The sequence below is a fragment of the Fischerella thermalis PCC 7521 genome (assembly GCF_000317225.1).
GTDB classification, from domain to species: Bacteria; Cyanobacteriota; Cyanobacteriia; order Cyanobacteriales; family Nostocaceae; genus Fischerella; species Fischerella thermalis.
Genome location: NZ_AJLL01000039.1, coordinates 66,293 through 77,650, shown reverse-complemented (window position 1 = coordinate 77,650; position 11,358 = coordinate 66,293). Strand labels below are relative to the sequence as shown.

12 protein-coding genes and 1 pseudogene are annotated in these 11,358 nt (G+C 39.7%); 4 read left to right on the top strand and 9 right to left on the bottom strand.

The window, feature by feature from the left end:
* The 4 genes from UYK_RS0110040 to UYK_RS26060 form a co-directional block, all read right to left on the bottom strand.
* Positions 1–589, bottom strand: a 589-nt coding sequence (locus UYK_RS0110040) for a cobalt-precorrin-4/precorrin-4 C(11)-methyltransferase (RefSeq protein WP_016871345.1), incomplete at its 3' end; no start/stop codon positions are given.
* 282 nt (positions 590–871) lie between these two features.
* A complete protein-coding gene (gene lgt / locus UYK_RS0110035; RefSeq protein ID WP_009455770.1) occupies positions 872–1,729 on the bottom strand; it encodes a prolipoprotein diacylglyceryl transferase in 858 nt (285 codons plus the stop codon).
* A gap of 154 nt (positions 1,730–1,883) precedes the next feature.
* A complete protein-coding gene (locus tag UYK_RS27220) occupies positions 1,884–2,042 on the bottom strand; it encodes a transposase (protein WP_235182320.1) in 159 nt (52 codons plus the stop codon).
* Complete coding sequence (locus UYK_RS26060; protein WP_009455772.1) at positions 1,967–2,269, bottom strand: NAD(P)-binding domain-containing protein; 303 nt, start codon at positions 2,267–2,269, stop codon at positions 1,967–1,969. Before UYK_RS26060 ends, UYK_RS27220 begins: the two co-directional genes overlap by 76 nt.
* 321 nt (positions 2,270–2,590) lie before the next feature.
* Between UYK_RS26060 and coaD the strand changes: the two genes are divergently transcribed.
* Positions 2,591–3,106 carry a pantetheine-phosphate adenylyltransferase gene (gene coaD, locus UYK_RS0110020; protein ID WP_009455774.1) on the top strand — a complete coding sequence of 172 codons (516 nt, stop codon included), beginning with the start codon at positions 2,591–2,593 and terminating at the stop codon, positions 3,104–3,106.
* A 68-nt stretch (positions 3,107–3,174) separates the two neighbouring features.
* On the top strand, positions 3,175–3,744 hold the full coding sequence (locus UYK_RS0110015; RefSeq protein WP_016871343.1) for a hypothetical protein: 570 nt from the start codon (positions 3,175–3,177) through the stop codon (positions 3,742–3,744).
* 42 nt (positions 3,745–3,786) lie between these two features.
* Here the strand turns inward: UYK_RS0110015 and UYK_RS0110010 are convergent, their stop codons facing one another.
* A complete protein-coding gene (locus UYK_RS0110010) occupies positions 3,787–4,599 on the bottom strand; it encodes a carbon-nitrogen hydrolase family protein (RefSeq protein ID WP_009455776.1) in 813 nt (270 codons plus the stop codon).
* A gap of 220 nt (positions 4,600–4,819) precedes the next feature.
* On the opposite strand from UYK_RS0110010, the gene UYK_RS0110005 reads away from it, so the two are divergent.
* Entirely contained in the window at positions 4,820–5,413 is a 594-nt protein-coding gene (locus tag UYK_RS0110005; RefSeq protein ID WP_009455777.1) for a MarC family protein, read from the top strand.
* Between the two features lie 25 nt (positions 5,414–5,438).
* Here UYK_RS0110005 and UYK_RS0110000 read toward each other — a convergent pair whose 3' ends face one another.
* Entirely contained in the window at positions 5,439–6,221 is a 783-nt protein-coding gene (locus tag UYK_RS0110000; protein WP_009455778.1) for an ABC transporter permease, read from the bottom strand.
* Between the two features lie 187 nt (positions 6,222–6,408).
* Here UYK_RS0110000 and UYK_RS24955 point away from each other — a divergent pair, with 187 nt between their 5' ends.
* Positions 6,409–6,564 carry a methyltransferase domain-containing protein gene (locus UYK_RS24955; protein WP_308412317.1) on the top strand — a complete coding sequence of 52 codons (156 nt, stop codon included), beginning with the start codon at positions 6,409–6,411 and terminating at the stop codon, positions 6,562–6,564.
* Positions 6,565–6,732: 168 nt separating this feature from the next.
* On the opposite strand, the gene UYK_RS0109995 is transcribed toward UYK_RS24955, so the two are convergent.
* From UYK_RS0109995 to UYK_RS24130, 3 genes and pseudogenes are all read right to left on the bottom strand, one after another.
* Positions 6,733–7,932 carry an FG-GAP repeat domain-containing protein gene (locus UYK_RS0109995; RefSeq protein WP_009455779.1) on the bottom strand — a complete coding sequence of 400 codons (1,200 nt, stop codon included), beginning with the start codon at positions 7,930–7,932 and terminating at the stop codon, positions 6,733–6,735.
* 559 nt (positions 7,933–8,491) lie between these two features.
* Positions 8,492–9,676: an FG-GAP repeat domain-containing protein gene (locus tag UYK_RS0109985; protein ID WP_016871341.1), complete on the bottom strand. Its 1,185-nt coding sequence runs from the start codon at positions 9,674–9,676 to the stop codon at positions 8,492–8,494.
* Positions 9,677–10,000: 324 nt separating this feature from the next.
* Positions 10,001–11,250: pseudogene (locus UYK_RS24130) on the bottom strand (acyltransferase family protein).
* Positions 11,251–11,358 lie beyond the last annotated feature (108 nt).

Here is an 11,358-nt window from a genome sequence, read left to right as displayed (position 1 = left end):
GTTCTAGTAATTTGGTTTGGGCTGCTTCGATATGACGCGCACTGAGATAAAGACACAAACTAGCTTGATGGGAGGCGAGGGAAGCTAATTCTTCCGTTGCAGGAACTTCTGTGCGTCCGCTGATGCGCGTTAGAATGATTGTTTGTACTAAACCAGGAACAGTGAGTTCGACTTTAAGTTTGGCAGCAGCGGCTTGAAAAGCACTAATACCTGGTACAACTTCAAAAGGGATTTCCGCCTCTGCCAAAAGCTGCATTTGTTCGTGAATCGCACTATAGAGGCTGGGATCACCAGAATGAAGACGGACAACAGACTGTTGCGATCGCACCCGTTGTATCATCAGTGGCAGAATCTCTTCTAAAGTCTTGTTCGCAGTTGGAATAATTTCTGCATCTTGGCGACAGAACTGTAAAATTTGTTGAGGCACTAAAGAATCAGCAAATAAAATTACATCAGCAGCCATCAAGATTTTTTGCGCCTTAATAGTCAGTAGTTCCGGATCTCCAGGTCCTGCTCCTACTATATACACACATGATTTTAGTGAATTTAAGTAACTTTTGTTATCCAAGCCACTAGAATTATTACGCATAAAAAAATTAGATAATTAATAAAAAAAATTTTTTTTGAGATTTTCTCAGTATCTTTCCGGATCAACTCTCCCCATCTAGTAGAGATGAATGGTAGATGCACCCTGGTTAAGCCCTAGAGAAAACTCTGGGGCATTTTTTATTTTTAGTCATTGGTCATTTGTCAAAAGTCATTTGTTGTTGTAGACATTTGTTGTTGTAGAGACGTGCCATGACACGTCTCTACATTGGTTAGTGCTTGGTTGTTAACCATCCCCTCCCCACCTCCCCACCTCCCCACCTCCTCAATCTTGGGGAGGCGAAACAACATCTGGTAATGGACGTTTAGCGATGTATAGCCACGCTAAGCCACTCAATCCCAAAATAATGCCAATTAAACTTACCACTTGTGCGATTCGTAATGGCCCAAGCATCAAGCTATCAGTCCGCAAACCTTCAATCCACAGGCGTCCCAGACTGTAGGTTGCCAAGTAAACCATAAATAATGTGCCTGTTTTTAAACGTGGTTTACCCCGCAGTCCTCTGAAAAACAATGTCATCAACAAGGCAAATACCATTAAATTCCACACTGATTCATACAGAAAAGTGGGATGAAAATATTCAAAACTAGCTAATTCTGGTGGACGACGCTCTGGCGGAATATAAAGCTTCCAAGGTAAATTCGTAGGAGCGCCAAAAGCTTCCGAATTGAAAAAATTGCCCCAGCGTCCGATCGCTTGCCCTAAAATCAATGAAGGAGCCACTAGGTCTGTCAGCAGCCAAAAAGAAACCCGCTTGACTTTAGCAAAGATTAAAGCTGCTAGAAGACCTCCCAGAATCGCCCCGTGAATAGCAATACCACCTTGCCAAATTGCGATAATCCGCTCGGGATGCTGGGCATATTCTGGCCACTCAAACAAAACATAATATAGTCTTGCTGCTGGAATTGCCCCAATTACTAGCCAAATTGACAAATCACTCAGTAAGTCTGGATTCACATTACGACGTTTTGCTAGGTATTGCGAAAGAGTCACGCCAATTAAGACTGCTGACGCAATTAACAAACCATACCAACGGATAGTAATCGGCCCTATTTTCACAAAAATCGGGCCAGGAGATGTAAACAGAAACGCCAAGGGCAAGGCGGAAAAATCCAATGCCATGCAGAAGTACCTAAAAAGAATATTTAAAAGTCTTGAGTTTTGAATTGTCAGTGGTGAGTAGATAGTGATTGGTTGGTAGTTCTTTGTTGGTAGTTGGTTGGGATGAACAACAATCAACAAACAACGAACAACTACTAGCTACTAAAGCCACAGCTTAGATTCTAAGTTTTATTAGCTCAATCAGAAAGGAAAAAGTTTGGGTAAAAATCATAGCTGCTGCCACATCACGGTCAGCAATCAAGTTACGATTATCGCAATTATGCACACGTTGGAATAACTCTTTTTTCTTTTTATAGCCACATTGAGGGCAGATTTGGGAGGGAGCAATTTTAAGAGGTACATCAACGAATACCCCACCACATTATCAGCTGCTTGTTGGTAGTTTCCCGGTTGAATATTAGTTCGACCTAATTTCCCGACGATTCGATCTGTTCGTTCGCGATCGCGTGACCCCAGTATAACTTGATGTCTAATCTCAGCAAACAGGAGTGCAAGGCGTACTCCCATTCTGCTAGTGCCTAAAATTCCAATAGTTGACATAATCAAAATCCTTTTTTATCTATCTACTAGTAAGTAGATAAAGCTGCAAAAAAATCAAACTTAATAGTTCATTGCATTCGCTCACATTTTCTGGATGAATTCTTAGGTTGCATCAAGGATCTTTTTATCCTACTAGTAGGTAGACAAAATATCAAAACTAGTTTACAAAGTTTAATATTTTGTCTGGCGCTTGCCTAATTTTCAAACCTTTAGTATGTCCGTAGACGATTATGAGAATTTCTAAAACAAAAAATTACCTCTGTTAATAATTAACTGTGATTAGATATAATCACCTAAACAACTGTGAGGCATCGTTAAATTGTGATTGCCATTTATCCAGGAAGTTTCGACCCCATTACCTTGGGACACCTAGATATCATTCAACGTGGTAGTCGTCTATTTACGAAGGTAATTGTTGCTGTACTACGAAATCCTAATAAAACGCCACTATTCAGCGTCCAAAAAAGGCTAGAACAGATTCGTCACTCTGTTGAGCATTTACCAAATGTAGAAGCTGATGCTTTTGATGGTTTGACTGTTAATTATGCCCAGATGCGGGGAGCTGCTGTTTTACTACGGGGGCTAAGAGCAATTTCAGACTTTGAAATTGAGTTACAAATGGCTCATATCAATAAAACTCTTTCTATGGATATAGAAACTGTTTTTCTGGCAACATCTAATGAGTATAGTTTTTTAAGTAGTAGTGTGGTAAAAGAGATTGCAAGATTTGGTGGCTCCGTTGATCATCTTGTTCCCTCGCACATTGCCCTGGATATTTACCAATGCTACGCCCAAAACCATCCCGTATCGAATCAAGTCAAAACGGAAGCAATTTAGTCCCACAAGAATTGACCGAACAGAGTTCCCATCAAGAATCTACACCAACGGCAAGCATAGATATTCAAATGGAACTCAATCGTTTGGAAGAAATGATCCTCGCTAGCTTTCGCATTCCACTGACGCGGCGCACGTTAGTAGATGAAGAAAAGCTGCTTGATCAGCTTGATTTTATCCGAATGTGTTTGCCGACTGCTTTTGCCGAAGTAGCAGATATGTTGCAACAAAAAGAAGAAATTTTGTTACAGGCAGAAGAGTATGGACAGCAAATAGTAGAAGCCGCACAAGCTAAAAGAGCGCAAATATTGGATGATAACGACATCCTCAGACAGGCAGAACGAGAAGCCGCAGAACTACGGCGACAAGTGCAACAGCAATGTGAAGCAATGTTACAAGATACTCTCGAAGAAATTGACCGTAAACGCCGCCAGTGCCAGCAAGAATTAGAGGAAATGCGACAAGCAGCGATCGCAGAAGCAGAAGCGATCGAACAAGGTGCAGATGAATATGCTGATAGCGTTCTCGAAAGTATCGAAGAACAACTTCACGACATGTTGCAAATAGTTCACAACGGCAGACAGCAGTTGCAACCAAACTTGCCACCACCACGAAATTCTCAATTTCCGAAAAATGGGTAATGAAGGAGGCAAAAGGCAGAAGCCAGAGGGCACCCTTCATCCTTAAAATATTCGATGTTGTAGACTAGGCATTTGACGGCGGACTTGTTCTAGCCGTGATGGGTTAATTTCTGCGATCGCAACTCCTGGTTTTTCTCCAGCATCAGCTAAGATTACTCCCCAGGGATCGATAATCATTGCATGGCCGTGGGTTTGACGGCGGTTATAATTGAGTCCCGTTTGGGCTGGGGCGATGATATAACTGGTATTTTCAATTGCACGGGCTTGCAGCAGCACCTGCCAATGATCTTTGCCTGTGAAAGCAGTAAAAGCCGCAGGCACAAAAATCACATCCACTCCCTTGGATGACATATGGCGATAAAGTTCAGGAAAACGAACATCGTAACAAACAGACAGTCCGATATTACCTAGTAATTCATCAGCATAAACTGAAGGTAATTCTGTGCCAGCCATCACTGTGCTGGATTCTCTATAAGTATTACCATCAGGAACATTAACATCAAATAAGTGTACCTTGCGGTAACGCGACAATTCTTGTCCATTAGGATCAACAAGTAAAGCAGTGTTATAAACTTTACCTGTGCCTTCTACAGGAATGGGAAAGCCACCACCCAAAATGGTAATTTGATAACGTTGGGCCATCGTTTGCAAAAATGCTTCTGTTTTATATGCGATCGCCTCAGCTTGAGCAAGTTTGTCCTTATCTTCTCCCATATAAGGAAAATTTTCTGGCAAACCCACCAATTCAGCGCCCTGACGCACAGCTAAATCAATTAATTCCTCTGCCTGTGCCAAATTTTTTTCTAGTTCAGGCACACTTGTCATTTGAATAGCAGCAGCTAAATAACATTTCATAGATTTAACAACAATTTAATAGTTAATAGTTAATAGTCAAGCGTCAAGAGTCAACAGTCAAGAGTTTGTTAGTTGTTAGTTGTTTACCACTTCTCACACCCCTGATACTCCTCACACCTCCCCATCTCCCCTAATCCCCACCTCCTCTTCCCCTAGATGCTTGGAAAAAAACTTAAATTCAGGTTAGGTTGTTATAAAATTTTGATAATTTCTGTCTACTGTGGATGCCTCTGTTCTAATTAAAACTTTTGTGGCTGTTTTTGTGCTTGCTGATGCGATCGGCAATGTACCAGTAGTTTTGGTTCTTACTAAAGGTATGGAACCAGAACAAAGAAATAAGGTAATAGATAAAGCTATTTTGGTAGCAATAGCAGTACTCTTAATCTTTGCTTTTGGTGGTCAATTGATTTTGAGTTACTTAGATATCAGCATGGGGTCGTTAAGAGTAGCTGGGGGACTACTACTATTGTTAATTTCTTTACAAATGCTCCAAGGCGACTTAGATACTCCAGTGATCGACAAAGAGCGTGATGTAGCAATTACTCCTTTGGCTTTACCCCTACTAGCAGGGCCTGGTACACTTACTACCGTAATGTTACTGATGTCAGAGTCTCCCAATCCGCATATTAGTGTGATTGTTGGAATTATCGCAGCAATGCTCGTCAGTTGGTTAATTTTGCGACAGGCAAATTTTATCGATCAATGGTTTGGTGCTGAAGGAGAAGTAATTGTCACTCAGCTTTTAGGCTTTTTACTGGCAGCCTTAGCAGTAGAAATTGGTAGTACAGGGATAAGGGAGTTATTTTTGAGTTAAGTGTTGAGTAGCGATCGCCCTGTTGCTAACTGGAAGCACTAGTATAAAACCGTAATGCAAATTGCCAAAACTTATTGGCAACAAAAAATAGCAGCAAAGCCAGCACTCCCGCACCAAGCATCCAAGAAATTTCGCTGCGCCCTAGCATAGCTTCTGCTGGTACTGTAGTTAAAAATGCCACAGGTACTACAAAAGTGAAGAAAAAGCGATAAGCAGCCGGATAAGCTACCATTGGATACCTACCAGCTTCCAACAAACCGCGCAGTACCTCAGTAACATTATAAATTTTGACAAACCAGATACTGGTAGCTCCCAGCATAAACCAGAGGCTGTAAAGTATGACTAAGCCAAAACCCAACGGCACAGTACTTAAGAGGTAGTCATCTATTCCCAAATTCAACTTTCTACCTGCATAGACAAGCAATATAGAACCAAAAACCAAATCTGGGAGTCCCCAAGGTGAAAGAGTGTGGGTAGAAAGCCAAAATTGACTGGGGATTGGCTTTAATAAAACAAAGTCGAGGGTTCCTTCTTGGACATGACGGACAATGCGATTGAGGTTAGGGGCCAGAAAAGTTGCCGAAAAGCCTTGCAACAGAGTGAAAATTCCCAGCACAAGCAAAGCTGCTTCCCACGACCAGCCAGCAAAGGTGTAGCCTTGTCCGTAAAATAAGAATAGCCCGAATAAGCTGCCTGCTAAATTGCCCAGGCTGCTGAGGGCAGCTAAAAGGAAGTTAACACGATACTCCATCTCAGCTGCGATCGCTGTACTCCAAAATATTCCTAGTAATTTTAGGTATTTTGACATTACTTATACCTGTATTTATTACCTATCAATTGGTTTAATTGTTATTGTTTTGCTAGTAGTCTAGCAGCCTAACTTGCTGGGTGAATTAACTTCTCAACTCCTCTTTTTCTCTTGATCTTGGCGCACTTGGCATCTTGGCGGTTTATTTCTCTACTCCATAAAGTTTCCTTGCTAGACCACTAGTTACATAATTTGCTCAAAGAAAATAGAGCCAGGCTATGACTTTTCCCCAGAAGCGATCGCTACAGCTAAAACAGAAGCCCAAAATCTTGGTTTAACCAACGTTCAGTTTCAGGTAAAGGACGCCGCCACCATAGACGAAATCGCCAAATCCTACCCTTGATAAGCTACCGTGCATACACAAGGGGGTATCACCTCCAAACGTAGAGACGTGTCATGGCACGTCTCTACAAACTAATTTTTGGGCAAAAGAGAGGTCAAACCCACCATTTGCAGCTGCAAGATCAAGGGAGAGTGCGCTGTCTTTGGGGTTTTTTAAACTGGATAACAGTTAAAAGGCACTCCATTCAGTACCAATTTGTGGCAGAAAGACACCATTAGCAGTTGTGCCATTCATAAACCAAACTGCAACTTCACCGGTTTCACCATTGCGCCAGAAAACATCTGTCTTGCCATCACCATCATAGTCGCCGATGTTCGGTTGCCAAGATGCACCAGTCGCAGGTAAGAAAGCCGCAGTCCCGATTGATGTGCCATCCATTAACCAAGCAGTGTTTTCACCTGTCGTTTGATTGTGCCAGAAGACATCTGTCTTGCCATCACCATTGAAGTCACCAATATAGGATTTCCAAGCAGAGTCCTGTTTCGATAAATTACCCTCACTGATGAAGATACCGCTCATCAGCCAAACTTTATTTTCCCCTGTTTCGTAGTTACGCCAGAGGATATCACTGTTGCCATCGTTGTTGAAATCACCAACGTTAGCCTCCCAGTTACCTTCCAGTTTGCTCAGAGCATATTCTGATGTATTGATGCCATCCATGAACCAGACTTTATTTTCACCAGTGATGTTGTTGCGCCAAAAGATATCGTTTTTGCCGTCAGCATTAAAATCAACCACACTAGAAGTCCAAGTTGTGTCAGTGGTGGGTAAAAAAGCAGCAGTTGTGACATTTGTACCATCCATCAACCAGGTAGCATTTTCTCCAGTTTGAGTATTACGCCATAAAACGTCACTCTTACCATCACCGTTGAAATCTGCAATGTTATAAGTCCAGACTGGGTTGATTGTTTGTACACTAGCTTGAGCAGCAATGTTTGTGCCATCCATCAGCCAAATCACATTTTCACCGCTGTTTTTATTGCGCCAAAAGATATCTGTTTTGCCATCGCGGTTAAAATCGGCATAACTAAAGTCCCAAGAAGCATCTACTGTAGTTACAGTAGATGCTCTAGGGTTGCTGCCATCCATCAGCCAAATAGCAGTTTCACCAGTTTGAGAGTTACGCCAGAATTTGTCAGCTTTGCCATCTCCATTGAAATCTGCAACAATGGCTGCATTGCTAAATCTAGGATTAGGATTAGGATTTTTTGCTGCTATTGAAGACTGGTTTTCATCATTTGAGCTTGAAGAATGCCCCAGCTTAAAACTAAGATTGGGAACGGTATTGTCATCAAAAAGATTTGTGGAAGTATATTTTGATGTACTAGTTTCTATAGACAAATCCAAGGAAGAATTAGAGTTAGGCATAATGTTGGTTTCTAGTTAGCACAAGGAGAAAGAGCCTAATTCTGAATTGAGAATTAGGAATTGATAATTGAGAATGCACAATTGTTCATAAGATTTTTACCTGTTTTTAATGTTTTTTTTGTTAAAAACAAACATCTAATACTTTGGCTAATGTTGTTTGTGATTAACATTTTTATGAGTAATAAAAATATTGAATTTTATATAAAAACAGTAATTTTTGATGAATGTCTACCTATAAACATTCACCAAAAAAAGACGAATAATGAATATGGACAATTTCACGTTTTCGCGTGTTCAACTGATTGTCATAATAACGGGTGGTAGATGCCTTTGTAATTGCACAAAATTGCGATCGCTCTAGTAGTTACTAGTCAGAACTAAAGTCCTGAAATGTTCAACTACTAAAGTGTTTACTCAAAACTTTTAGATAGTAAGTGAAGATACTTTTACGAACAATCTCCACAATAATGACCCGCTATGTATGAAAATCTTTAGGCAGTGTGGATTTTATTTCGGCGCTTACTGTCAACGAGCAGATATCAGTTACCAGTTAACTGAATTAAAAGGTATACCATTCTTTGCCAAGGGTAGGTAGAGCTGTAGGAGCAGAGTCAGTACCGGTTACAACCACAACGGCGTTTTCACCTGTTTCGTAATTCCGCCAGAAGATGTCGGTTCGACCATCACCGTTGGTATCACTGATACTGGGAACCCAAGCTCCACTCGGTGCATCGGCAGCAACTGTGGTGAGAACATTACTACCATCCATGATCCATATCTGGTTCTTGCCAGTTTCCTGGTTGTACCACAAGATATCGGTCTTACCATTACCGTCAAAATCACCAATTAATGGTTTCCAGCTAGAACCTGCGAGCGTAGGTAGAGCAGCATCAGCAGCAACGGTTGTACCGTTCATTAACCAAACTTTGTTCTCACCTGTGGCTGTATTGCGCCAGAGAATGTCGGTTTGGTAATTGAGATCAAAATCACCCAAGGTAGCTTCCCATTCAGTACCTAGTGTTGGCAAGGATGCACCAGTGGCGTTTGTACCATCCATTGTCCAGACAGCGTTTTCACCTGTGGCTTTGTTGCGCCAGAAGATATCTGTCTTACCGTCGCTGTTGAGATCAACAATGTTGGCTGTCCAATTAGTATCAACAGTCTGGAGAAAAGACGGAGTGGTAACTTGTGTACTATCCATTAACCAAGCGGCGTTCTCACCGGTTGTTGTGTTCCGCCAGAGGATATCAGTTTTGCGATCGCCATTGAAATCTGCAATCACTGGTGTCCAATCTGGACTTAGTGTTGCCAAGGACGCTTCAGAGACAACAGCTGTACCATCCATCAGCCAAATCTGGTTTTCACCTGTGGCTTTGTTGAACCAGAGTAAGTCTGTCTTGTCATCACCATTGAAATCGCCAATTTTAACATCCCACTCTGTACCCATTGTCTTGACAAAATCCGCAGAGGCGACATTTGTCCCATCCATTAACCAAATGGCATTTTCGCCAGTTTGAGAGTTACGCCAGAACTTGTCGTTTTTACCATCACCGTTGAAATCCGATATAATTGCCGCACTCGTGAATACAGGATTAGGATTCTGTAGATTCGGAAGATCAAGCTGAGAGTTTGCATCTGAAGAACTCCTATAGCTTGAGTAAGTCTCTATTTCTAATTGACTTTTGCTTGTGTATTTGTCTGTTGAGATTGGAGCGCTACTAGAAGTAGAAATCTGATCGGACATGGCGTGTGTTTGAGACAAGTGGTCATAAACCTTTTAACTCTTTTTTTCTCTTTGATTCAAGTGTTAGTTAATAACATATTTGGCTTCTTAATATTTTCTTAACATATGTCATATTTTGCTTAAAAGAAAAGCTTTTGCTAGCTATTTTTTGAAAAAAATAGGTTCAGAGTAATAACTTTTTTTCAGATATCAGTGCTAATTATAAAAAATTGTTAACTAAACAAAAATCTACAATTTATCAACTGTTTTTTTATGGAATTTAATAGTTAAAGAATAAACACTGAGTATTTGTAATTTTAATACACGTAATGACATATTTAATTGTTAATTAGAAGTTTTCCATTTTGTTGCTGGTAATTCTACTAGGTAGTATGTAACAGTAGCTAGTATAACTGACAAAAACAGTGTTGCTACTAGTCTGTGATGAAAAGCTTCAAGGGGAAGATTTGATGTAAATATTGAATAAATTTTCTCTAAAATTGGCATATGCCAAATGTAAACACCATAAGATAAATTTCCAAATAGTTCTAATACCCGGAGAGGATTTTTCAGAACAGAAGCAAATGATATTTTTTCATTTTTACTAGAAATATGATAATTATCTGATTCAAAAGAAAAATAAAAAAAGATGTAATTACTGCGGTTAATGGCTGAAAAATAAATATAGTTGTGATTGTTCTCCAGCCACCAGGACGATTAGTTAATCCCCATAATTCTTGATGATATAAGTGATGGGCAGTGAATAGATAAAGTAAAATCATCAAGATTATAGATAAATATTTTTTATTCCAAAATACTTTGTGATGAAATCTAGATTCTATATTATGAGATATTGGTTTTTGATATTTAATCAATGCATTGACTAAAAAACCACATAAAAATATATCAATATTGTTAAATATGGGAGTATACCAATATTTAAAAGCATATTCCATTTGATGATTGATTTGATGGAAGAAGCTAAGCCAAGATAAGGTTTTGCTGAAAAATACTATTAATATAATTAAAATTGCTGTTGCAATTACATACTTTTGATTGAAAATTAAAGATTTGCTCAAATTATAAATAAAAGGGATAATTATATAAAATTGTACTTCTGTAGATAGAGACCAAAACACATCATTAAATGCTACAGATTGAGATGCAATATAAGGATTAAATGTGAAAGTACAAATCCGCAGTAGATATCCCCAATTCTCGAATTTTAGAACATCAGGATAAACAAATATAGATAAAATCAAAACAGCAAAATAATAAAGAGGTAAAATTCTGATAGAACGATTACGCCAAAAATTAATGACTCCTGTGACATCACTGCTATAACGCTCAGTAAAAAAGGCTTTTCCCATTAAATAGCCAGACAAACAAAAGAAAATCCAAACAGCTACTGCACCATGACTAAATAAGATCCAACTGAAATCATAATTTTGATAAATAAGTGCATTTCGAGGCGGCGCGCAATGGATAATTACTACCATCAAACAAGCAAAACCGCGCAGAGCCAATAGGACATCTAATCGATTCTGATTTTGAATGACCTGTGGCAAATGCGAGTAATTTATTGATTTTTCCATTGATATTTTTAAATCAGTGAACAGTTAAAAGTGAACCATTTAATTTGATAATAGCTTGGAACGTGTACTTTTTATCCAGGCTGCGTCTGGCGATTGTGGTTGTAGTTA